The organism is Candidatus Binatia bacterium, assembly GCA_036382395.1.
Lineage (GTDB): Bacteria > Desulfobacterota > Binatia > HRBIN30 > HRBIN30 > JAGDMS01.
The window spans coordinates 12,436-34,826 of sequence record DASVHW010000331.1 but is presented as its reverse complement, the minus strand read 5'-3'; the positions used below and the strand labels follow the sequence as shown (position 1 = coordinate 34,826).

Genomic DNA, 22,391 nt, shown 5'->3' with positions numbered 1-22,391 from the left:
GGCCTTTCGGATCTGGTAGACGCTGCTCTAGGCATCAACCAGATCCGATGACATGGAGGTGGGCTCCAGCACGCCAGGCGGAACGTTTCGGCTGTAAGGTCTCGGACATCGCCAGCACCACAAGGAGATAGCCGAGTGCGGTGCCCATCCCCGCGATCAGGGCTTCGCGAAGGCCGTAACGCATGGCGATCGAAAGAATCGAGAGGAAGTACAACAGATAGAATTGGCTTCGAGCCCCACCGGCAACGAGGATCAAAGCGGTGATGAAGCCCCAGTCGACAAAGCCGCTGATGACGTCCCACCAGATGAGCGGCAAGCGCCGGAATGGTTCCCCGATCACAACCACGCCGGCATACGCCAGCGCTGCAACTGCGATCCCGGTCAGCAGCCCATGGCTCGGCGCGTGCGGCGTGTTCTCGGACAAGAATGCGGCAGCGAGCAGCAACACGACCCCGAGGCGAAGCTGTGCGATCGTTGCCTCCATGCGGAGAATCTGCTGTCGGTGAACCTCTGTCATGGCAACACGCCACCCTGGCGACCGCTTGGTGAGCAAGGGCCATTCCAGCCAACGACGGATCAAACGCTTCGGCAAATCACATCGGGCCGTGGGCCGGCGGTCCGGATTTGCTGCAAGGATTGGCAGAGGTTTCAGGCCCACCACGCATGGGGCTGCAGCGTCTGGTCGCGAAACTTCTTCCTGGCGTCGGCCAAGGGTGGGGCACCGGGCCCGTGAGCACCCTCTCGGCGGGTCAGCGCTGCACGCTTGCGGTGGAGTCGACAGCGTCGACGGCCAGCTCGCGTGCAGTTGGCTTGGGAAAGACGAAGTCCTGCACGGACAGGTTGTCTAACGCCATGGCAACCATGGCCGGGATATCCAGCCGGCGTTCGGACTCGTGAATCTCCGCGATGGTGGTTCGCGTGGCGGGATGCCGTGGCACAAAGAGCAGGCAGCAATCCTGATCCGGCTGGATCGAAATCTCGAACGAACCGATCCGCTGCGCTTGCGCCGTGATCTCCGCCTTATCCATGCCAATCAACGGCCGGAACACGGACAACGAGGTCGCCTCTTCAGTCACCGTCAGGTTAGACAGCGTTTGCGAGGCCACCTGGCCCAAGCTCTCGCCGGTGACCAGCGCGCTGGCGCCAATCGATTTGGCCACTGCCTCCGCGATGCGCAGCATCATGCGGCGGTAGAGCACCACTCGATGGGGGCGGGAGACTTGGCTCACGATCTGCCGTTGAATCTCCCCGAAAGGCACCAGGTGTAAGCGTGACTCGAACTGATACGGCGTCAGCACCTGCACCAGCTCCGCGACCTTGTCGCGACTGCTGCGGTCCTGGTACGGAGCGCCGTGAAAGTGGATGAACGCGACTTGGCAGCCGCGTCGCAGCATGCGCCAGGCAGCGACGGGCGAGTCGATGCCGCCGGAAATCAACGCCAGCACCGTACCACTCGCGCCGACGGGCAAGCCACCGGGACCTGGGAGCCGTTCCAGCGCTACGAACGCCTCACGCGGCAACACCTCGATGTTGATCGTCAGTTCCGGATGCTTCAGATCGACGGTAGCGTGGCTGCGTTCCGCTACCGCACTGCCCACGACGCGGCCGATCTCCGGCGACGGCAGGTGGAAGCTCTTGTCGGCGCGCTTGGCTCGTACGGCAAAACTGGCGAAGTGCCGCCCCTCAATGGCCTCGAGTGCCCTGGTGGTGATGGCGTCGATGTCACGCTCGGCGCGCCATGAGAGCGCGTAGTTCGCAATCCCGAATATCCGTTGCAGGCGACGGCTGATCTCCGGCCAGTCCGCCTGCGGGGTGAGATTTACCACTACGCGTCCCGGCACGGAACGCACGCGCTTGACGCCGGTGCCCCGCAGCGCTCTGCCGATGTTGTCAACCAACCGACTGACGAACGCCGGCCGGTTGCCGCGCTTCAACGCGATCTCGTGGTAATGCACGACCACTCGATTCATATGGGTTCGATACTTCCTTTACTTGGCAGGCGCATCCTGCCCGGCAGGCGGCAGGTACTCCATCACGATCTGGCCCTTCTTGTCCACGAATGGCGAGCGGGTAATCACCACGCTCAGCCCCTTCAGCTGCGCCGGCCCTTGGGAGGCGAAGTCGAAGGTGTACGTGACGAAGGGACTGTTTTCACCGGTGACCTGCGGCGGCACGCCGAATTGTTTTTCGAAATGCTCCGCTGCTGCTTTCAGCTGGTCGGGAGTTATGATGAAGATGGCGATCCGCTTGTTGCCACCGCGCTCGAGTTGGATAGCGTCGACACTGAGCTTGCGGTTGAGCGCCGCCCCTGGAAATGGGGCTATGCGCAACGTGGCCGGATCGAAAATCCGCGCCAGCCACTGCGCCGGTGACTCCTGAGCCACGGCAACCGCCGCCGGAGACAAACACGAGAGCGCATAGAAGAGTGAGAGCGTGAGAGCGGAGCGGTACATGGTTCAGGACCTCTGGATCAGCTCGACGCGGTAGCCGTTGGGGTCTTCGATGAAGGCGATCTCCGTGCCACCGTGCTTCATCGGACCGGGCTCCCGTACGATCTTGACGCCCTTGGCGCGCAACTCATCGCAGGTCTTGTAGATGTCGGACACGCCGATAGCCAGATGCCCGAAGCCGGTCCCCGTGTCGTAGTGATGCGTGTCCCAGTTGTAGGTGAGTTCGACCACGGAGCTGGCAGCCTCATCGCCGTAGCCGACAAACGCCAGGGTAAATCGGCCGCCCGGATAGTCCTGCTTGCGCAGCAGCTTCATCCCCAGGCGCTCGCAATAGAACCGCAGCGATTCATCGAGATCGTTGACGCGAATCATCGTGTGTAGCAGCCGCATGCGTTCTCCCCTCCAGCAAACGACATACTTATAGCGAGAAGCCCTGAGAACGGACAGCCAGCTTGGCTACGCCATCAACTCACTGACAGTCAAAACCGGTCGGCGATCCAGTACACCGATTGCTCCGGGGGCAGCAGGCGAAAGAGGAGGTCCTCCGCCGCCAGGTCTGCCGGCTGCATACCCAACTTCACCGCCACCCGTTCAGGCGAGATGATCTGCCACATCCAAAAGACGTCCTCGACGGTGCGCACCGCCAAGCCTCGCTCCTGCAACTGCTGCCGGACGGTTGGCGCAATGGCAAGCTGCGTGATCGTCCCTGGCAACGTCCGGGCCTTGGTGCCGTGAAGGCAGCACACCAGCTGCGTGAGCGCATCTTCGTGACCGGGCAGGCAGGCGTGTTCGATGATCTGATAGAAATCGTACAGCGGCGTGCCGCGCATGTAGGCGACGATCCGATCACTTGCCCGCGCCACGAGGAAGTCTTCGTCGGGGTTACCCGCAAAGCACAGCTGCCCGTGCCAATAGGCCGGATCGCGCACGGTGGGCCCGCTGAACGCGGCGCTGGAGGTTTCGTAGACGTCCATCACGGTGGCGAGGTCGGATGGAGTGAACGGGGTGATGGCGTAGGAACCCGACCCTCCGACGTCCGCCGGATCGATGAACAACAGATGGCGGACGTGGGCGCGCCAGCCGTGTCGGCTGTAGAAGAGCAAGCGCAGGGCAAAGAGCAGCGACAGGTCGAAACCGTGTGCGTCCATGGCCTTGATCGCACGGCCGAGGAGCTCCGATGCCAGGCCGCGCTCCCGGTAGGGCTCTGCGGTGAAGACGTTACCGACACCGCCGACTTCCAGTACCGCGCCGCGGATGCGGACACGCCGGCGGAACACCTGCAAGGTGCTGACGATGCGCCCCTCGTCCACGGCGACAAAGCACAGGTCGTCCCGGAAGCCGGGATCGTAGCGAAAATAGCGGGCAAACAACTCCCGATCTCCGCACCACTGCTTCAGGAGATCGAGCACGGCATCGCGTTCGTGCCGCAGGATGGTGCGGAATTCCATTAGCGTGATCCGTGCTCGTGAATCGTGCTCGTAGCATGGAATACACTGACCGATTCACGCGCCCGAATCACGATGAACGACCTCAGTACGGCTTGAACTCGCGGCCGAAGACTTCGCGGCTGATCACGATCTTCGACACCTGCGCGGTCCCGTCGCCGATCTCCAAACCGATAACGTCCCGGAGTTGCTGCTCGATGGGGTATTCATCCGTGTACCCGTAGTGGCCATGCAGCAGCAGGCAATCGTGCAATGCGTCCACCGCCACCTTGGGTGCCCACCATTTTGCCATCGCCGCTTCCGTCGTATGGGGTAGATCCTGATCACGCAGCCAGAGCGTCTTGTAGCACAGCAGACGGGCGGCTTCGACGTAGGTGAGATGCTCGGCGAGTGGAAACGACACGCCCTCGAAGGTTGCCAGCGGCCTGCCAAACGCTCGGCGCTGCTTCACGTGCTCGCACGTGCGCTCGAGCGCGGCAGCGGCGGCGCCCAGGCACATCAGGCCGATCACCGCTCGGCTGTAGTCGAAGGTTGCCATCACCATGCGGAAGCCCGCGTCCTCCTCGCCGACCCGTTGCTCCACCGGCACGCGGACACCGTCGAGAAACAGCGACCCGCGCCCGAGACACCTCGACCCCATGCTGTTGTATGCCGCGCGGGAGACACCCGGGGCATCCGCCGGCACACAGAACACCGAAAGACCTTTAGCCCCCGCACCGGATCGGGTCCGGGCGAAGACCACGATCATGTCGGCGCGGCTGCAAAAGCTGATCGAGGACTTCTCTCCGTTCAGCACGTAGTGGTCGCCATCGCGTTCGGCCTTGCACGACAGCCCAGCGGCGTCGGAGCCGGCGCCCGGCTCGGTGAGCGCCAAACCCGCCACTATCTCTCCCGCAACCATCTTGGGCAGCCACGCGCGCTGGATTTCGGGGCCGGCATAGCGCGCCAGCAACTCGCCGATGAGGCCGAACATCAGCGGGAAATAGGCGACGTTGAAATCGGCCCGGCCGCATTCTTCGGCCGCAATACCGCTGCTCAGATACGGGTGCGGGCTACCGCCCAGCGCTTCGGGGATGCGCAAGCCCAGCAACCCCAATTCGGCGCATGCCTTGAGTTGCCGCTCCGGAAAGGTCTTGTCGCGGTCATGCCGTTGGTAGTGCGGCGCCAACTCGCGCTCAGCGAACTTGCGCACGCTGCTGCGAAACAGCTCGTGCTCTTCGGAAAACGCAAAATCCATCGACAGTATCAGTCCTGAGTCCTGAGTGCTGAGCCCTGAGGCAGCATCGGATCGACAAATCGCATGCTCTGCAGTACGAGTCCAGAGGCGGCGGAGTGTGGTGCGCCCGCTCACCGGCTGACCGTCTTTATGCTATACGGCGTCGGTGCCGAAACCTCGGACTGTATTTGCGTGCCAAACGTGCGGATTTCAGTCGCCGCGCTGGTTGGGACGCTGCCCCGATTGTCAGGGCTGGAATACCTTGGTTGAAGAGCCCGTCGCGGCGGTGCCGGAGACCCGACGCTACTCGGCCGCTGAGACCCCTTCCGAGGTGCGACCGATTACGGCCGTGGCGGGGACCACAAACGACCGGCGCCTGTCCCACATTGGGGAACTCGATCGCGTGCTGGGTGGGGGCGTCGTGCCTGGTTCGGTCGTACTCATCGGCGGCGATCCTGGAATCGGCAAGTCGACGCTGGTCCTGCAGGCGCTCGCGGCACTGGCGCACGGGGGCACCACGCTGTACGTTTCGGGAGAAGAGTCCCCGCAGCAAATTCGTATGCGCGCCGACCGGCTGGGAATCGGCGGTGGCGAGGCCGGCAACCGGCTGCTCGTGCTGGCGGAGACATCCCTCGAGCGCATCATTGCCCACACCAAGAAGATCGCCCCTTCGGTGCTCGCCATCGACTCCATCCAGACAGTCTTCACCGAACGCCTGGGTTCGGCGCCCGGCAGCATTGGTCAAGTTCGCGAAAGTGCCGGCCAGCTCGTCCTGCTTTCGAAAGCGGGCCATTTGGCCACTTTTCTGGTTGGTCACGTGACCAAAGACGGCTCCTTCGCCGGACCGCGCGTCCTCGAACACATGGTCGACACCGTACTGTACTTCGAAGGCGACCGCGGGCATGCGTTCCGAATCCTGCGCGCGGTGAAGAACCGCTTTGGCTCGACCAACGAAATTGGCGTGTTCGCCATGCGCGAGGATGGTTTACAGCCCGTCTCGAACCCGTCCGAACTGTTTCTTGCCGAACGGCCGGTGGAGGTGCCGGGATCGGTGGTGATCGCCACGCTTGAAGGCACCCGCCCGATTCTAGTCGAAGTGCAGGCGCTGGTCTCACCCACATCATTGGGAACGCCGCGACGGACGACACTCGGCATCGACTCCAACCGTGTGGCCCTGTTGATCGCCGTGCTCGAGAAAAAGATGGGCTTGCATCTGCTCGGCCATGACGTGTTCGTCAACGTTGCCGGCGGGATCCGCGTCGCCGAGCCGGCGGCGGATCTCGGCGTGGTGGCCGCGGTGGCCTCCAGTTTTCTGGATAAGCCGATCGATGCCCGGTCCCTGCTGATCGGCGAGGTTGGGCTGGCCGGCGAAGTGCGTGCCGTGAGTCAAGCGGACGTGCGGGTGCGCGAGGCAATCAAACTGGGCTTCTCCCGCTGCGTGCTGCCGGAGTCCTCACGCCGGCAGCTGCCGACGTTGGACGGCGTTGAACTGTGCGGTGTCAGCTCCCTAGCCGAGGCGTGGGATCTGCTCTTCTGAAATATCTCACACCCACAAAGCTACCAGAGAGCATATGTGGACCCGGTTGATGCGGGGGAAAATTTGGGGCTGAGGGGTTGCAACAAAACTCGCTTGTGTGCTACCTGCAAGCGACTCCGGTGCTGGGCCGTCAAATGAGGGGGGGCTCAGCGTAAGCCGCTGGTAAGACCAGAGCTTCGGCAACTCGCCACTACGTTGTAGGCGGGGGTTCGGGGATGGAGGCCGTGGTGGTGCAACGTGGTCAGACCATAGGGCGAACCGGAATGAAGCGTCCGAAAGAAGTGATGGTCCGTATGCAAGTGGTACGACCGAGGAGAATGGGCGTGTAGATCAAATCCACGCGTTGCCCGAGGGCGCCTCAGGCTCTTCCCCACCTGGGCAACTAGACACGAAAGAAGGGAGGAACCTATGCGATTCCCAATACAGGCAGTGATTGGGCTTGCATTTGTTCTCGCGATAGCCGGTTGTGCTGCTAAGCAGCACCCCGGGACCGATCTGGAACGGTGGTCATTGGAGACGCTCTCTCCGGCGGCCACACAGCAAACGCCGTACGGACAATACGGCCTTTCGGTCAACCCCGATCAAGCCCCTGCAAAGACTGCGGGGAGCCAATTCAATTTCTCGCACCCACGGGTCGACGATTTTGTAGCGAAATTCCAGACGAATCTGCGCGGATTTTATCGCCGCGCCCTGTCGCGTAGCGGTCGCTACGTGCCACAAATGTCGTCGATCCTTCAGAAAAATGGCGTTCCGCAGGAGCTTGCTTACCTTCCTTTGATCGAAAGCGGGTACAGCACCCATGCGGTGTCGCCCGCAGGTGCGGCGGGCCCGTGGCAGTTCATCCCGGGGACCGGTCGCCGCTACGGGCTGCGAATCGACCGCTACGTCGATGAGCGTCGCGATCCCGTGAAGTCTACCCAGGCAGCGGCACAGTACCTCAAGGATCTGCACGACATGTTCGGCGACTGGCACCTGTCGATAGCGGCGTACAATACGGGCGAGCAGAACATCGTCCGCATCCTCGAACGTCGTCGGATCGAGAGTTTTTGGGAGATGAGCGAGCGCGGCTATCTGCACCAGGAGACCTGCGACTACGTGCCTGAGTTTTTGGCCGCATTGCAGATCGCCGAGGCCCCCGAAGCGTACGGATTCGATGCATCTAATGAAACGCCGTTGCGGTACGACGTCGTCAAGGTAGCCCGCTCGCTGCCGCTGTCCACCGTCGCCCAGCTCAGCGGCACATCAACCAGTGAAATCAAAGAGCTGAACCCGGCGCTACACCGTGACATGATTCCACCCAACGGATATGCAATACGGTTGCCGAAGGGTACCAAGGAAACCTTCGAAGTGGCTTTGGCCAGCTTCAAGAGTACCCCGGTGACACATGCGCCGACTCGGAAGGCGCGCCGCTCCGGCGGCGCGCGCGGGAAACACCGCGTGCGGAGTGGAGAAACCGTCGCCTCGATCGCCAAGCAGCATCGCGTGTCGGTCAGCGGCTTGCTGAAGGCCAATGGCATGCGCAACCCGCGTAATTTGCAGGCGGGACGTACGCTGCGCATCCACGGCACGGTGGCACGTCAAGAGCAGGGCCCCGTACTGGTGGCGAAGCACAAAGGGGGGTCACGAGTCCTCGATTGACGGTCGGTAAGAACCTGGGCACCTTTTGGACCTGACCGCGATCCGCAGTTTCGTCGAACACACTTGGGCAGAGAGCATCGTCCCTGCCCTGCAACAGTACATCACCATCCCGAATCAGTCGCCAGCATACGATCCAGAGTGGCAGCGAAACGGCCATATGGAGGCGGCGGTCGACCTCGTCGTCACATGGATTCGGGCGCAGGCAGTCCCACACCTCAACCTGGAGGTACTGCGACTCGCGGGGCGCACCCCGCTCATCTGTGTTGACGTACCGGGCGATTCCTCCGAAACCGTACTGCTCTACGGCCACCTCGACAAGCAGCCGCCGATGGAAGGCTGGGACGAGGGACTCGGTCCGTGGACTCCCGTGATCAAGCATGGCCGGCTCTATGGGCGCGGCGCGGCGGATGACGGTTATGCCGCGTTTGCCGCCGTCACCGCGCTCAACGCGTTGGCGCACCAGCGCCTCCCGCACGCACGGTGCATCGTTCTGATCGAGGCATGCGAGGAAAGTGGGAGTGGCGATCTGCCTTACTATATTGATCTCCTGAAGGATCGGCTCGGACATCTGGGACTGGTCATCTGCTTGGACTCGGGCTGCGGCGACTACGAACGTCTGTGGATCACGTCGTCGTTGCGCGGGCTCGTAAATGCTACGCTCACCGTGCGGACGCTCACCGAAGGGGTGCACTCGGGTGCAGCCAGCGGCATTGTGCCGTCAACCTTTCGCGTCCTGCGTCACCTACTCGCCCGATTGGAGGATGCGCGGACCGGCGCCGTCCTGCCACAGGAATTGTACGTTGAGATTCCCGCCGAGCGCGTCCACCAAGCGGCTGAGACCGCCACCGTCCTCGGCACCACCCTCGCCGAGGCATTTCCGTTTCACGGCGGCACGCAATCGGTTTCACACAAGATCGAAGAGCTGCTCCTCAACCGCAGCTGGCGACCGCAGCTCGAGATCACTGGGGCGGCGGGGCTGCCGCCGCTCGGAAAAGCAGGCAACGTGCTGCGCCCCGTCACCGCACTCAAGCTCTCCGTACGCCTGCCACCCACACTGGATGCGAACGCGGCGACGCGCTGTCTACAGCAACTGCTGGAACGCGATCCGCCGTACGGCGCCACGGTGCAGTTCGCCGGCGAAGAGCACGCTCCGGGGTGGAACGCGCCAAGCTTCGAACCATGGTTGGCGCACGCCGCCCGGCAGGCGTCGGTGGAGTTTTTCGGCCGGCCACCAGGGTACATAGGTGAAGGCGGAACGATCCCGTTTATGGCGATGCTCGGCGAGAAATTCCCGCAGGCACAGTTTCTCGTCACTGGCGTCCTGGGCCCGCACGCCAACGCACATGGTCCGAACGAGTTTCTCGACCTTGCCACTGGCCAGCGCGTCACCGCCTGCGTTGCCTGCGTCCTCCACGAACACTATCAAGCCACGCTTCAATAGAGTTCCTGCGGACCCGAGCTTCGAAAAACGAAACGGCCGACTGCTTCGCACTCGATGGCTTGAGGCGCGCAGTCGGCCGCCCTGTGCAACTTGTTGGTGTGCTGCGTTACTACTCGACCACGACCCCACCGGTGCCGGGCGAGGCCGGTGCGCGCATCGTCGGGCTGGTGATGACCAGTGATCCGCCCGCACCCCAGGCCGGCGCCTCTGTTGTCACGCCCATTGTTCCGGTGGCGCGAACCAAGACGTCCAGATTGCCCACCGGAATGCGCAGGTCGAGGCCGGGAACGTAATTGACCACCTTCGGGCCGTCCTTCATATCGTACACATCTACTCCAGAGAGCTCGTTCCGCAAAGCGAGATACTTTCCGAGCGGCATGTGTATTCCAAATCCATAAACGAGACGGTCCGAGGCGAGTCCCTGGTGGGCCGAGCCGCTGAAGAACTCCGGGCCGACATGTCCACGGAGGTCGGCTATTCCCAGGTGGATTGCGCCGGTGGCAAACAGCAACCCACCCAGTTCGCCAGCGCCAAGGCCTCTCGTGTGATCTCCGGAGGGCAGCGACGCTTCCACTCCAGCGCCGAGATCGAGGACACCGCCACGAATCGGGATGTACTTCCCGGACAGCCGGATGTCTCCGAGGCCATTCTCACTTCCGATATCGCCCTTCCTGTCGGAATAGGGAACGAATAGGTCGGCTTCGCACTTGTCGTTGTTCCCACCCAACGCAAAACGGGCGAACGCCGTGGTCGCACGACCTTCATCCGCCCACTGGTACAACCCTCCCGTTTCCGCCCAGAACCCGTTCACGGTCTAGCTCTCGAGTTCAAACCGATCGAAGGCCCAGGTCGGCATTGTCCGCTCCCGCTCCTGTGCCAGAGCCGGCACCACCAGCCAAGCCGTCAACGCCAAAGTAGCCAATGCGGATTTTCGAACCATCGCTCCCCTCCTTCTAGGTTCCGCGGCCCTCACTGCCCGACCGCAAACGTGCCTCTAGGCAAAAAACCGGCGCCTTCAGTTACCTTCCGACCGTGCAAGTAGAACAGGGCACCGTGCAGTTTCAAGTTGATGCGCCCATGGGTAGTGGATCAGGTGAAAAGGCGGGACACATCTTGGCTCTGAGCGCAGGCCCTGCGCTCAGCTGTAATAGGCCGTCATCAGTCTCTCGAACAACCACGCAGGCCCGAAGCGTTTGATGGACACGGCGAAGCACGGCAGGAACGGACCGACCGCATGGCGCAACTTTGGATGATCCTGCTCGATGATCCGCAGGAAGGCGTGGGCGACCGTGTCGACGCGCGTGTTGCTGGCCGTATCTCTATCGGACTTCCCGATCGCCGCCCTGAAGCGGGTATCATATGGAGAACTCGCGTTGGCCGCGGCAACGAGCGTCCGGTTCTTGACGAAACCCGTGTTGAAATCCGCGGGCTCGATCATGGCGACCCGAATACCGAACGGCTTCACTTCGATCCGCAAGGCTTCCGAGTAGCCTTCGATCGCAAATTTTGCGGCGCTGTACAGCCCCTGGAAAGGCAACCCCACCTCACCACCGAGGGAACTCATGTTGACGATGTAGCCGTACCGTTGCGCGCGCATGTGCGGGAGGACGGCACGACAGACGCGATGCACGCCGAAGAAGTTCGGCTCCAATTGCGCATGGGCCTCGGCGGAACTCGTGTCCTCGATCGCTCCCACCACCCCGAAACCGGCGTTGTTGAGTACGATGTCGATTCTGTCTGCGCGCCCAATGACAGCCATCACCCCCGCATTCACCAACTCGTCGTCATGGACGTTCATGTGGATGAGCTGGAACTCGCCGTATGGGTTCCTACCCGTCGTCTCCGCCGGATCGGTCGTCGTACCGTACACGCGATATCCCTGTTGGCGCAGCAGCCGCGCGCATTCCAAGCCGAAGCCGGAAGTGGCGCCGGTAATCAGGACAACACGACTCTTACCGTTCATCTGGCTGGCTACCTCCTTGTCCATTGAGGCTTCTCCACAGCTCCGTACGTTCGACCCACGGACGCGTTATCACGATCTGTACCCCGATAACCAAGGTCGGACGCTGATTCCCCCTCTTGCCAGCCTGGCATACGATCAGCCAGCAGCAGGATTCCCGGCCTTCGCCTCACGCACGAAGACCAAGGCGCATCCTTGTCTCAATTCTGAGAATCGCACACGTTTGACCGCCGTCAATGCACGGCCGGGCTGCTGGCCGGAAAGTTGCGTCAGTTAAGCAACCGATGGCGCCTGTGATGAGAGATCGGACCTGTCTCTTCTATCGGGATGAGTATGTCTACGATGTAGTCGAAGCCGGCATCCGACACACCTTCGACACGCAAAAACCCCGGCGCATCCGTGACGCGCTGATCGCCGCCAAGCTGGCAACGGCGGCCGACTTCATCGCTCCACCAGCGGTCTCCGATAGGGAGCTCCTGCTAGTGCACACGCCCGACTACTTGGAGCAGATCAGGCGGCCGGAGGTGCTGGCGCGGCTACTGTTCCTCGACCCAGCCCATCCGTGGGACGACCGGCTCATCCAGCCCTTCCTGTTCGCCACCGGGGGCACTGTGGCTGCGGCCAGCAGGGCGGTCGCCAAACGGGAGGTCGCCATCAATCTCGGAGGTGGGTTTCACCACGCCCAAGCGGACAGGGCCGACGGGTTCTGCGCCATTGCCGACGTCGCCATCGCCATCCGCCTGCTGCAACGGAGCCGCCAGGTTGAACGCGTCCTGATCGTAGACCTCGACTATCACCACGGTAACGGCAACGCGGAAATCTTCGCGGAAGACGAGTCGGTCTTCACCTTTTCCATCCATGCCGGCAACTGGTGCTGGATCACCAAACGCAACAACCTCGACATCGAGCTGCCAGCGCACACGACGGATGCCACCTATCTGCAGTCGTTGCGCCAGCATCTCCCGGGCATCGTGCGCGAGTTCGCCCCGGATCTCGCGATCTACGTTGCCGGCAGCGACCCCTTCATCGGGGATACGCTCGGGGACTTCGATATCAGCGAAGACGGCATGCTCGAACGCGACCGCATTGTCACCAGCGAGGTACGGGGGCGTGACCTTCCGCTGGTGGTGGTGACGGCAGGCGGGTACGGCGAATCGAGCTGGCGCATCCACTTCAACTACTTCCGGTGGCTGCTCGCCGGAGGTGAGGCGAGCTGAGCATGGACATGGTCCTCGGGCGCTACGACACCGCTGCGATTCAGCGCCTTTTCGAAGAGGAAGGCATTTTCCAAGCGGTGGCGCAAAAGGGATACGTGCACCCTGAGGTAACGGTTGACAGCGAGGCCCGCGCGCTGCCACACGTGCTGCTGTCCGGCCGCAAAGGCGGGGAGGGCTACCTGCTACTCGACGCCTGCGTCGGCGACGCCGTCGTGCGAGGCGATTTCTTGCGCCACCGCGGCTACCCGGTAGACCGATCGATAGACTTGGCCGTGGTCCACTGGATCCGCGAAGAAGATCCCACAGCCACCTTTGCCGCCGACCGCCCCCCACTCCCATTGCAGCAGCACCCCGGCCTGGGAGTGTTGCGGCAAGCGTTCCGGGTGCTCGTGCGGATGGCGTCCGAACTGAAGAAAGACGGCGTCGTCAGCATACCCAAATTCTTTCATGATGCCGTGATCTTCTTTCACTCGCGACTATTTCTGTTCCTCGACGGCGAAGAGCAGGGCCGTTTTGAAGCGCTGGTCCGTGATCTGCGCCCGCTTTCGCTGCGCGACGCCTCATTGCTCGTCGCCAACGGAGGGGTGCGTGACAACCGGGGTGCCGTCGTGGAATGGGCACCCGGCTATCAGGTGTTTCCTCTCTCCGCGACGCTGACCGCGTACTTTCACTCATCTCAGTACGCGGCACAGGTCGCCGCCGGGCTCAGTGGATCACGCTACCGCGTCGACCCGGAAGCGCTCTCGGTTCTCGAGGTCAATCTGTCCCAGTTCTGCCCACCTCCAGGGTAGCCGTCGGCAGCTCAAAGCAACCGGGATGGACTGCGCTCGAGACCGAGGGGTCAGGATGAGAGAGGACCCGTGCCAGGGCTTTGGCCAATTGCTCCTCGCGCCAACGTTCCAAGCCTCGCCGCAGGTAGTCGGGGTCGAGTCCAACCACCTCGCAAATGTACTCAAAAGAGAAGCCTGGGGCGTCCTGGTCGTCGGTGGCGGCACGGGACTGCGGAGCCATCATCCATTCGCGGGCCTCGCGAAAAAGGCGCTGGCCGTGACTGTCCCTGGCGACAAAGTATTTTTGGTAGCAATTGACAGCGTCTTCGAGCACCGCGACGACGAGCTGCCATTCACCTTTCTTGCTCGGTGCCTGCCGGCGGACTGTAGCGAAAAACTGCGGTGCCATAATCGATTCGGGTTGGAAGATGTCCATAGCTGCAGCTCACACTCATCAGCGCCGCGCAGTCGGGTAGCAATCGCCGAAAGCTATGCTTTTCCCGCCAGGCAGAAGACGTCGCCTTTCCCCAATAAAGTTTTTCCAAATTCGATGCTTGCCAAAGGTCCAGATCACTTTCCCTTTGAACGTGCAGGCAATCAGCGAGCCACCAGGCCCGGCACACGAGATACGTGGATTTCTATCTCATCTGAATCAATTATGAAGGTGAGCCCTTGTCCATTGTTCCCAACTGCGCGATCGCTCCACCCTGCGCCCTAGGGAGCGGTATCTTGCGCTGCATGCCGTGGCCGACAGCTTTCCTTGCATCCGCCCATTCTTACACGGGAGTACGCGCCAGCTCTAGTTGGGATAGGAAAATCTTACAAGCGACAGTCGGCTACGCCATTCCCCAAGAACGGCGGAACAACCGCGTAGGTGCGGAAATTGCCTTGCTGCAGTTGGGAAACGGAGGGGCATGCGCATGTTCTTCTCCAAAACGGATGGTCAGCTTCTCACACCGGCATCCGAAGCCAAGCCCGAGGTCGTCCAGTTGCACATGGCCACGGGGCTCTACACCTACTTCGGATGGTTCCCCTGGTCAGATTTCGAGGGGGAAGCGCTGCCCGAAGAAACGTTATCCAAGCTGACCGGTGGGCAAGGGGTCAGAGCGGTGGCGGTCGAGCCTCACCGTCCTCTCTCCATCTTGAATCACAAACCCAGCTCGAACTAGCTAGCACCTCGCAGAGCCGGATTTTCCCCGCTTCCTGATCGCACCTTCCGCAACGCGGTCGGACTCCAGTTGGCGGTCCGCGGGCCGCCTTGCCGCTGACCCTGTCCTCGGCATAACATGCCGCGACGGAGGGAATACACTTATGACGCCATTTGCGGGCGTTGACTACTACGGCGTGGACGAGTTGCTGACCGACGAAGAACGGATGATCCGCAAGACCGTGCGTGACTTCGTCGAACGCGAAGCGCTGCCGATCATCGAAGAGCACCATTCGCGCGGGACCTTCCCCCGGCACCTCATCCCGCGCCTGGCCGAACTCGGCCTCTTCGGCGCAAATCTGAAAGGCTACGGCTGTGCCGGCTTCAACAACGTCTCGTACGGGATCATTTGCCAGGAACTCGAACGCGGCGACAGCGGCCTGCGGTCCATGGTGTCCGTGCAGGGGTCATTATGCATGCACCCGATCCACGCCTTCGGTTCGGAGACGCAGAAGCAGCGCTGGCTGCCGCAGATGGCGGCGGGAAAGGCAATCGGCTGCTTCGGCCTGACCGAGCCGGATCACGGCTCGGATCCGGGCAGCATGGAAACCCGCGCCCGTGCCGACGGCAACCAGTTCATCCTCTCCGGCGTGAAGCGCTGGATCACCAACGGCAGCATCGCCGACATCGCCATCGTCTGGGCCAAGACCAGCGAAGGCATCCGCGGCTTCTTGATCGAGAAGGGTACGCCGGGGTTCGCGGCTCACGACATCAAGGGAAAGTTCTCCCTCCGCGCCTCGATCACCTCGGAGCTGGTGCTCGACGACGTCCGCGTCCCGCGGGAAAACATGCTCCCCAACGTCGTGGGGTTAAAGGGCCCGTTCTCCTGTCTGAACCAGGCCCGCTACGGCATCGTCTGGGGAGCGATTGGTGCGGCCATGGGCTGCTATCACACCGCGCTGCAGTATGCGCAAGACCGGCGGCAGTTCGATCGCCCGCTGGCGGGCTACCAGCTCGTGCAACAGAAGCTCGTCCACATGGTAACCGAGATCACCAAAGGACAGTTGCTGGCCCACCGACTGGGGCAGTTGAAAGATCTCGGCAAGGCTCGGCCCGAACAGATCTCCCTGGCCAAGCGCAATAACGTCGGGCAGGCCCTGGAGATCGCCCGCTTGGCGCGGGATATTCTCGGCGCCAACGGCATCGTCAATGACTACCCGGTGATCCGCCACATGCTGAACCTCGAGACGGTCAACACCTACGAAGGCACGTACGACATGCACACCTTGATCGTTGGCCGTGACATCACCGGTCACGACGCCATTCGCTAGGACAGCGGAATGCTTCTATCCGTCAAATCACAGCGGCAGCTGAAGGACCTCGGCGTACTCCGCGCCTTCGAGCGCGGCGAGCAGTTGGTGCTCGTTGGACGCACGTATGAACTGCGCAAGGACCCGGGCATCAAAGTCCGTCTGGCGTTCCTGCACGACGCCGACGCACGGCTCTGTGTCGGCTATGCCGAAGACCGCAACGGCTGGCACGCCGTTGAATTCGAGCCATTCTCCCGGCGTGCTCTCGGCTACTACCAGCGCCGCGTCAAGCGTATTGGCGACGTCATCGAGGAACGCCTCAGGCACGGGAGCACGAAATCGTGAGAGCGTGGGTCCTTGAAGAACGCCCCTGTCGCTCGCACGTCTCCACGTCCAACTCCGCTGGGGTTGACCCAGAGCCGAGGGTCAATAAGACTCTCCTCGCTGTCGGAGAGAGCAGTACGAGAGGGGGGTCGTAATGATCACAGTGCCGGCGATGCGGTTGCACCAGTTCGGGGTGTATTTCTATCAGGCTATCCTCAGCGTGCGCGACGTGCAGAAGCTCGTGCGCTTCGAGGTGCTGAGCTACAGCGGCGACAACCGCACACATGGAAAGCGGCCGCTCAAGACGCAGCGCGCCGGGAAGATCAACTGGGACGTGCTCGAGCAGAAGATCGCGCAGAGCGAGGGCGCCTTTCAACGGCCGGTGATCCAAAAGAAGATCGCCGAGCTGATGGATTACTACCTGCAGTGCGCCGAAGCGCAGAACCTGCCGGCCATCCCCGGCGCCGTCCTGCTCACGTGCGATCGGCGGCTCGAATTCGTACCCATCAGCTCGCACCGCATCCTCGGCGTGTTGCAGCTGCCTCCGGACGAAGGCTCGCTGCGTGCCCTCGATGGCCAGCACCGGCTCCTGGCGCTGCACCAGCTGGCGCAAGAGCATCCCGCCGAGGACGTGCAAGTGCCGGCAGTGATCTTCGACCGGCTGTCTCCGGACCAGGTCGTCGAGCTGTTCGTCACCATCAACGCCAAGCATACCAAGCTCAACCCATCGCACCTGATCTCGCTCTCCGGCCGGCGCCTCTACCCCGATGCGGACCTAGCCCTCAGCCATGATATCGTGCGCACGCTTAGCGAGGACAGCAGTTCGCCTTTGCACCGGGAGATCAAGCTCTTCGGCGTTGGCCACGGCCGCGTCGCCCAGGCTCCGCTGGCGGAAGAGTTGAAGAGCGTGCTGGCCGCGCTCGACGCCTTCGGCGGCGGCAAGCAGGCCGACGACTTCCGCGAGCACGCGACCCGCCTCTTCCTCAACTACTTCAAGCAAATCGCCAAGGTGTTCCCGAAAGCCTGGAACGGCAAGCGCTACAGCATCAAGACGGCGGCCGCGTTGCGGGCGTTTCTGCGCGTCGTGCCCGACGTGCTCGCCACCATCCGAAAATCGGGCGGCGATCCGTTCGAGGCTTCGGCGATTACCAACGTCATCGACCTCTGGGGTGAGTATATCGGCGACGCCCGCTTTGAGACCGACGGCGAATGGCGTCAGAAGCTCGCCGGCGGCACGCGCGGCACCGTCGACGTGCTCGCCCGCGAGTTGCGTTCAGCGTTGCGGGCGTCCTGAGAAGTCCCTGAGTGCTGCGGTGAGTACTGGAGGGTGATGCAACCCGAGGGTGCTCTCTCCGCCGTGAACGCCCCATGAGTCCCAAAGCGGTGCGCGCCGGGCACCCGCCGGCCGTCGCACCTCGGGCGGTAGCTGCGGAGCGGACAAACCAGCGCAACGCGCTTCTGGCCAGCTTTCTCGGCTGGACCCTCGACGCCTTCGACTTTTTCGTCCTCGTGATGGTGTTGGATGCCGTAGCCGACACCTACCACCGCACGCGTCCTGAGATTGCGCTCACCCTGACCGCCAGCCTGGCCATGCGTCCGGTGGGCGCGTTGTTTTTTGGACTCATGGCGGATCGCTACGGCCGGCGTTTGCCTCTGATGCTTGACCTCATCTTCTACGCCGCCGTCGAAGTCCTGTCCGGTCTGGCGCCGAACTACACCACATTCCTCATTCTTCGGCTGTTGTTCGGTATCGGCATGGGCGGCGAATGGGGCGTTGGCGCTTCACTGGCCATGGAGTCGGTCTCGCCGAAGTGGCGCGGCGTCCTGTCCGGCTTGCTGCAGGAAGGGTACGCCCTCGGCTACCTGCTGGCAGCGATCGCCTACTTCACGGTGTTTCCGTATCTCGGCTGGCGGGCGATGTTCTTCATCGGCGGCCTGCCCGCGTTGCTGTCGCTTTTCGTGCGGGCGAAGGTCAAGGAATCGGACGCGTGGCACGAGCACAAGATGGCCGATTGGGCGAGTTACCGGCGGGCAATCGGCAACCACTGGCGCTTGTTCCTGTATCTCGTGCTCCTGATGGCCGTGATGAACTTGATCTCCCATGGCACGCAGGACATGTACCCCACCTTCCTGCAGCAGCAGCGGCACTTCAGCCCGCAGCAGACGGCGGGCATCACGATCGTCTCCATGATCGGCGCCGTTGCTGGCGGGATTCTGTTTGGCTTGTTCTCCGACCGCAGCGGGCGGCGCCGCGCCATGGCGACGGCGGCCCTGTGCGGTGTATTGGTGGTGCCGCTCTGGGTCTTTGCGCCGAGCACACCGCTCATTGTGGCAGGCGCCTTCCTGATGCAATTCATGGTACAGGGGGCGTGGGGCGTGATTCCGGCACACCTCAACGAGCTGTCGCCCGGACCGCTGCGCGGTTTCTTCCCCGGCTTCGCGTATCAACTCGGGGTCTTGTCAGCGTCGAGCATCACATACATCGAAGCCGTGCTGGGCGAACACTTCACCTACGCGCAGGCCATGGGTATCCTGGCCGCCGGCATGCTGCTGATCGCCGCCCTGGTGATCGGGTTAGGCCCCGAGGCCAAGGGCGTGTCGTTCCGGAAAACGGCAGCGGGATGAGCATGCTCCTCTTCCGAACCCTCACCCCTGGGAGCGGGCAGGGCGAGGGCCGGCTGTGAGCGCTCCATCGCACCAACAGACTCGGCGACCGCGGCCCAGGGCTCACACTTTCTTCCGCTTCTTCCCGATGTAATCGACCAGCAGGTATTCACCCAGATGGTCGGGACGGGTGTAGAGAGCCCGGCCTTTGTTGATGCGGGTCATGCGCTCGACGAAGGCGCGCAGGCTGGCGCTGTCGTCGAGCATGAAAGTGTTGATGACGATGCCTTTGCGGGTGACGCGCTCGACCTCTTTCAGCGTCTCCTGGGCCGCACGCATGCTGATACCGCCGAACGACAGCGGCCACTCACAGTATAACCGGCCGCGCGAGAAATAGGCCGTCGGCTGGCCGTCGGTAATGATGATGATGTGCTGGTTGTTGCTCGGGTGGCGGCTCAGTAGCTCGCGAGCGAGACGCAGCCCGTCCTGCAGATTGGTGAACGGATCTCCCATATTCCAACTGGCTTCCGGCAGATCCTTCAGCTTCAGCTCGACGGCCCGGGTGAAGAAGCCGACGATGGAGAAGTAATCCCGTGGATAGCGCGACCGGATTAGGCTCTCCATTGCCATGGCCACCTTCTTCGCAGCCGCGAAGCGCCCCTCCCAGCTCATCGACCAGCTCATATCCAGCAAGAGGACGGTGGAGGTGCTGGTAGCGTAATCGGCGGCGAAGACCTCGAAGTCGGTGGGGCGGATCTCCAGCGGCGTGCCCGCCCGCCGCGGCAGGGCCTTTTTCAACGTGCCGACCAGGTCGAGATTCAACGGGTCGCCGTACTGATAACTTTTCGTAACATCTGGCCGCACCTCGTGAATGCCCCGATGATCCGACTGATGGCTGCCGGGCCGGTCCCGCAGCAGACCCTGGTAAATGTCGCGCAGCGCCAACTGCCCGATCTGGCGCACCCCCTTCGGCGACAAACGAACACTGCCCTCTTTGCTCGTCAGGTATCCCGCCTGCGTGAGCAGCATCACCATTTGCTGCAGGTTGCGGAATTCCTGCAGCCCCTGTTGTCCTAGCAGTGCGCTGATCTCGTCGAGATTGATCCGTTCGAAGTCGCCGGCGAGCAGCTGTTCTTCAAGCCTTTTGAGTCGCTCCACTTCACGCATCAGGTGCAGCGCCTCGTCGTAGTTGAGCGATTTCGAGCCGTGGAACAGGTCACCGTACCGGCGCCGAAATTCCTCCAGGTCCTTCAGGTTCTGCAATTCTTCGAGCAGATTCTCGAATTCCTGACGCGCCTGGGCATCTTCGAACGCGTACTGCTGCAGCCGCTCCAGCGCCTCCGACAGCCGGTGCGGCAGGCGGTCGAGAAAATCGAGCTTGTCCTTGAGGGCAGGGTGCGCGGCGTGCGTTTCTGTCAGCCTGTCGCGTTCGAGATCGAGCAGCTCTTCCAAGCGCTGGCGGATGCCGTCAAAGGCGTTGCTGATATTGAAGTCGCGATAGCGCTGGCGCAGTTGGTCACGTACTTCTTCCAGGAAGTCATCCAGGCCCATGACCCGCATGTCGTCCCACTCCGCGCCCTGACGCATGAGCCAATCGAGGGCTTGCTGCACGTCGTCCGTGTAGGAGAGGTACTCGGACAGCTTCTCGAACACCTGATCGGCATTCAGCCGGACACGCTGGCTGCCGTCCCACTGCGTGTAGCGGATTGAAATTGGCATATAGCGTATGGCCTATGGCTTATGGCCAGAGAAGCCCAAGGTCGCCGATCGCGTATGGCCTATAGCGTAGGGCCGAGAAGGTCGCTGAGAACGATTCGGTCTCTTGCCATACGCCATACGCTGCACGCCATATGCGTCTTTATCCCTCACGCCTTAAACGTAAAGCGGCCGCCTTCGCGGTCCTTGTTGAGCTTCTGATGCAGGTGCAGCCCTTCCAGAATGAACTCGGTGGCCGCGGCGATGAAGCCCGGGCTCTCGACGCCCCCGAGAACCCGAATACCTTCCCGTAGGCCCGCGATGGCGCGCACCCCATCGAGGTACTCCTCCGCCCGCATCATGTCAGACACTTCGACACCCCAACCTTTCTCGAAGTAGTCGACAACGTCTTTGAGATCGTCGAGTTTCAGGAGCCTGTCGAACACCTTGAGCACGGCGCGATTGAGCAGCCGTTCGATCAACTCCTCGCCTTTCTTCTCTTCGCCCGCGTACTCCAACTCGATCTTGCCGGCGGTGGAGGCCCCGAGGGCGTGCAGGTCGCTGATTCGCGGCACGATCTCCCGTTCCCTCAGCCGCACGGAGCGTTTCTCGGCGTTGCTGACCAGACTCTCGTAGTTGTTGATGCTCACACGCACACTCACCCCCGAGGCCTGGTTGATTTCCGAGCAGGCGCGCGCCTCGAAGGTGAACTGGGCAAGGATTTCCTTCATGAACTCGGGCATGCCGACGACGCGGTCATAACGCTCGAGGACTGGCAATTCCTGTTCCATGATCGCGATCTCATCGCCCACGGCGCGCGGATAGTGCGTACGGATCTGCACGTCGAAACGATCTTTCAACGGCGTGATAATGCGCCCGCGACTGGTGTAGTCCTCGGGATTGGCACTGGCGACGATGACGATATCGAGCGGCAGGCGGATCTTGAAGCCTTTGATTTGGACGTCCTTCTCCTCCATGAGGTTGAAGAGCCCCACCTGAACCTTTTCCGTCAAGTCCGGCAGCTCGTTGATGGCGAAGATGCCGCGGTTGGTGCGTGGAATGATGCCGTAGTGGATCGTCTCCTCATCTGCCAGGTAGCGGCCTTCGGCAACCTTGATGGGATCGATCTCGCCGATCAAATCGGCGATCGACACGTCCGGCGTGGCGAGCTTCTCACCGTACCGGGAGTCGGGAGTGATCCAGGCAATGGGCAGGTCGTCGCCCTGTTCGGCCAGACGACGGCAGCACTCTTTGCAAATCGGCTCCAAGGGGCTGTCGTTGATGGCACACCCCAGCACCACCGGCGTCAGGGGATCGAGCAGTGAGGTGAGACCGCGAATGATGCGTGATTTCGCCTGACCGCGCTCGCCCAAGAACACCATGTGGTGTCCAGCCAGGACGGCATTTTCGATCTCCGGCAAGACCGTGTCATCGAAGCCGATGATCCCCGGAAGAATGCGCTCATCGCGCCCCAACTTCGCAAGCATGTTGCGTCGCATTTCTTCACGCACCGGCAGCACCTGATGTCCGCTACGTTTGAGTTCACCGAGCGTGCCTGCTCGCTGCATACGCTATCCACCTTTCACACGTGCAGAAGCGCGAGTTGAATTGACCGTCAATTATATGGGCATCAACCC

General features: G+C 62.3%; 22 protein-coding genes. 10 read left to right on the top strand and 12 right to left on the bottom strand.

The window, feature by feature from the left end; all coding sequences use genetic code 11:
* Positions 1-34: 34 nt before the first annotated feature.
* From VF515_15955 to VF515_15930, 6 genes are all read right to left on the bottom strand, one after another.
* Positions 35-517 carry a hypothetical protein gene (locus VF515_15955; GenBank protein ID HEX7409125.1) on the bottom strand — a complete coding sequence of 161 codons (483 nt, stop codon included), beginning with the start codon at positions 515-517 and terminating at the stop codon, positions 35-37.
* Positions 518-749: 232 nt separating this feature from the next.
* Entirely contained in the window at positions 750-1,970 is a 1,221-nt protein-coding gene (gene thiI, locus VF515_15950) for a tRNA uracil 4-sulfurtransferase ThiI (GenBank protein ID HEX7409124.1), read from the bottom strand.
* Positions 1,971-1,988: 18 nt separating this feature from the next.
* Positions 1,989-2,453: a hypothetical protein gene (locus tag VF515_15945; protein HEX7409123.1), complete on the bottom strand. Its 465-nt coding sequence runs from the start codon at positions 2,451-2,453 to the stop codon at positions 1,989-1,991.
* A gap of 3 nt (positions 2,454-2,456) precedes the next feature.
* Entirely contained in the window at positions 2,457-2,840 is a 384-nt protein-coding gene (gene gloA / locus VF515_15940) for a lactoylglutathione lyase (GenBank protein ID HEX7409122.1), read from the bottom strand.
* A gap of 89 nt (positions 2,841-2,929) precedes the next feature.
* Positions 2,930-3,898, bottom strand: a complete 969-nt coding sequence (locus VF515_15935) for a GNAT family N-acetyltransferase (GenBank protein ID HEX7409121.1) — start codon at positions 3,896-3,898, stop codon at positions 2,930-2,932.
* Between the two features lie 82 nt (positions 3,899-3,980).
* Entirely contained in the window at positions 3,981-5,132 is a 1,152-nt protein-coding gene (locus tag VF515_15930) for an acyl-CoA dehydrogenase family protein (protein HEX7409120.1), read from the bottom strand.
* Positions 5,133-5,277: 145 nt separating this feature from the next.
* Here VF515_15930 and radA point away from each other — a divergent pair, with 145 nt between their 5' ends.
* From radA to VF515_15915, 3 genes are all read left to right on the top strand, one after another.
* Positions 5,278-6,648, top strand: a complete 1,371-nt coding sequence (gene radA, locus VF515_15925; protein ID HEX7409119.1) for a DNA repair protein RadA — start codon at positions 5,278-5,280, stop codon at positions 6,646-6,648.
* Positions 6,649-7,056: 408 nt separating this feature from the next.
* Positions 7,057-8,286, top strand: a complete 1,230-nt coding sequence (locus tag VF515_15920) for a transglycosylase SLT domain-containing protein (protein ID HEX7409118.1) — start codon at positions 7,057-7,059, stop codon at positions 8,284-8,286.
* 25 nt (positions 8,287-8,311) lie between these two features.
* Positions 8,312-9,727, top strand: a complete 1,416-nt coding sequence (locus tag VF515_15915; protein ID HEX7409117.1) for a M20/M25/M40 family metallo-hydrolase — start codon at positions 8,312-8,314, stop codon at positions 9,725-9,727.
* 109 nt (positions 9,728-9,836) lie between these two features.
* On the opposite strand, the gene VF515_15910 is transcribed toward VF515_15915, so the two are convergent.
* The 3 genes from VF515_15910 to VF515_15900 all read right to left on the bottom strand — a co-directional run bounded on the left by VF515_15910 (position 9,837) and on the right by VF515_15900 (position 11,714).
* Entirely contained in the window at positions 9,837-10,538 is a 702-nt protein-coding gene (locus tag VF515_15910) for a hypothetical protein (protein ID HEX7409116.1), read from the bottom strand.
* Positions 10,539-10,541: 3 nt separating this feature from the next.
* Entirely contained in the window at positions 10,542-10,667 is a 126-nt protein-coding gene (locus VF515_15905) for a hypothetical protein (protein ID HEX7409115.1), read from the bottom strand.
* Positions 10,668-10,865: 198 nt separating this feature from the next.
* Positions 10,866-11,714, bottom strand: coding sequence for an SDR family oxidoreductase (locus tag VF515_15900; protein ID HEX7409114.1), 849 nt, complete (start codon positions 11,712-11,714; stop codon positions 10,866-10,868).
* 269 nt (positions 11,715-11,983) lie between these two features.
* On the opposite strand from VF515_15900, the gene VF515_15895 reads away from it, so the two are divergent.
* Positions 11,984-12,904 carry a histone deacetylase gene (locus tag VF515_15895; protein ID HEX7409113.1) on the top strand — a complete coding sequence of 307 codons (921 nt, stop codon included), beginning with the start codon at positions 11,984-11,986 and terminating at the stop codon, positions 12,902-12,904.
* Between the two features lie 2 nt (positions 12,905-12,906).
* Complete coding sequence (locus VF515_15890; GenBank protein ID HEX7409112.1) at positions 12,907-13,695, top strand: hypothetical protein; 789 nt, start codon at positions 12,907-12,909, stop codon at positions 13,693-13,695.
* Here VF515_15890 and VF515_15885 read toward each other — a convergent pair.
* Complete coding sequence (locus tag VF515_15885; protein HEX7409111.1) at positions 13,661-14,110, bottom strand: hypothetical protein; 450 nt, start codon at positions 14,108-14,110, stop codon at positions 13,661-13,663. The genes VF515_15890 and VF515_15885 overlap by 35 nt on opposite strands.
* 484 nt (positions 14,111-14,594) lie before the next feature.
* Between VF515_15885 and VF515_15880 the strand changes: the two genes are divergently transcribed.
* From VF515_15880 to VF515_15860, 5 genes are all read left to right on the top strand, one after another.
* Positions 14,595-14,843 (top strand): hypothetical protein, encoded by a 249-nt coding sequence (locus VF515_15880; GenBank protein HEX7409110.1) that lies wholly within the window; start codon positions 14,595-14,597, stop codon positions 14,841-14,843.
* 142 nt (positions 14,844-14,985) lie between these two features.
* The gene (locus VF515_15875) at positions 14,986-16,152 is read left to right on the top strand and encodes an acyl-CoA dehydrogenase (GenBank protein ID HEX7409109.1); all 1,167 of its coding nucleotides are present in this window, start codon (positions 14,986-14,988) and stop codon (positions 16,150-16,152) included.
* Positions 16,153-16,161: 9 nt separating this feature from the next.
* Positions 16,162-16,476, top strand: a complete 315-nt coding sequence (locus VF515_15870) for a hypothetical protein (GenBank protein ID HEX7409108.1) — start codon at positions 16,162-16,164, stop codon at positions 16,474-16,476.
* Between the two features lie 133 nt (positions 16,477-16,609).
* Complete coding sequence (locus VF515_15865) at positions 16,610-17,749, top strand: DGQHR domain-containing protein (GenBank protein HEX7409107.1); 1,140 nt, start codon at positions 16,610-16,612, stop codon at positions 17,747-17,749.
* A 74-nt stretch (positions 17,750-17,823) separates the two neighbouring features.
* Complete coding sequence (locus VF515_15860) at positions 17,824-19,080, top strand: MFS transporter (GenBank protein HEX7409106.1); 1,257 nt, start codon at positions 17,824-17,826, stop codon at positions 19,078-19,080.
* Between the two features lie 102 nt (positions 19,081-19,182).
* Here VF515_15860 and VF515_15855 read toward each other — a convergent pair whose 3' ends face one another.
* Entirely contained in the window at positions 19,183-20,778 is a 1,596-nt protein-coding gene (locus VF515_15855; protein ID HEX7409105.1) for a VWA domain-containing protein, read from the bottom strand.
* Positions 20,779-20,924: 146 nt separating this feature from the next.
* Positions 20,925-22,322 (bottom strand): magnesium chelatase, encoded by a 1,398-nt coding sequence (locus VF515_15850; protein ID HEX7409104.1) that lies wholly within the window; start codon positions 22,320-22,322, stop codon positions 20,925-20,927.
* Between the last annotated feature and the right edge of the window lie 69 nt (positions 22,323-22,391).

Coding starts and splice junctions, on each gene's coding strand:
- VF515_15945 (HEX7409123.1), bottom strand. CDS start 2,453: ATGTACCGCTCCGCTCTCACGCTCTCACTCTTCTATGCGCTCTCGTGT.
- VF515_15920 (HEX7409118.1), top strand. CDS start 7,057: ATGCGATTCCCAATACAGGCAGTGATTGGGCTTGCATTTGTTCTCGCG.
- VF515_15870 (HEX7409108.1), top strand. CDS start 16,162: ATGCTTCTATCCGTCAAATCACAGCGGCAGCTGAAGGACCTCGGCGTA.
- VF515_15850 (HEX7409104.1), bottom strand. CDS start 22,322: ATGCAGCGAGCAGGCACGCTCGGTGAACTCAAACGTAGCGGACATCAG.
- VF515_15905 (HEX7409115.1), bottom strand. CDS start 10,667: ATGGTTCGAAAATCCGCATTGGCTACTTTGGCGTTGACGGCTTGGCTG.
- VF515_15855 (HEX7409105.1), bottom strand. CDS start 20,778: ATGCCAATTTCAATCCGCTACACGCAGTGGGACGGCAGCCAGCGTGTC.
- VF515_15900 (HEX7409114.1), bottom strand. CDS start 11,714: ATGGACAAGGAGGTAGCCAGCCAGATGAACGGTAAGAGTCGTGTTGTC.
- VF515_15890 (HEX7409112.1), top strand. CDS start 12,907: ATGGACATGGTCCTCGGGCGCTACGACACCGCTGCGATTCAGCGCCTT.
- VF515_15955 (HEX7409125.1), bottom strand. CDS start 517: ATGACAGAGGTTCACCGACAGCAGATTCTCCGCATGGAGGCAACGATC.
- thiI (HEX7409124.1), bottom strand. CDS start 1,970: ATGAATCGAGTGGTCGTGCATTACCACGAGATCGCGTTGAAGCGCGGC.
- VF515_15860 (HEX7409106.1), top strand. CDS start 17,824: ATGAGTCCCAAAGCGGTGCGCGCCGGGCACCCGCCGGCCGTCGCACCT.
- VF515_15895 (HEX7409113.1), top strand. CDS start 11,984: ATGAGAGATCGGACCTGTCTCTTCTATCGGGATGAGTATGTCTACGAT.
- VF515_15935 (HEX7409121.1), bottom strand. CDS start 3,898: ATGGAATTCCGCACCATCCTGCGGCACGAACGCGATGCCGTGCTCGAT.
- VF515_15880 (HEX7409110.1), top strand. CDS start 14,595: ATGTTCTTCTCCAAAACGGATGGTCAGCTTCTCACACCGGCATCCGAA.
- VF515_15885 (HEX7409111.1), bottom strand. CDS start 14,110: ATGGACATCTTCCAACCCGAATCGATTATGGCACCGCAGTTTTTCGCT.
- VF515_15930 (HEX7409120.1), bottom strand. CDS start 5,132: ATGGATTTTGCGTTTTCCGAAGAGCACGAGCTGTTTCGCAGCAGCGTG.
- gloA (HEX7409122.1), bottom strand. CDS start 2,840: ATGCGGCTGCTACACACGATGATTCGCGTCAACGATCTCGATGAATCG.
- VF515_15875 (HEX7409109.1), top strand. CDS start 14,986: ATGACGCCATTTGCGGGCGTTGACTACTACGGCGTGGACGAGTTGCTG.
- VF515_15865 (HEX7409107.1), top strand. CDS start 16,610: ATGATCACAGTGCCGGCGATGCGGTTGCACCAGTTCGGGGTGTATTTC.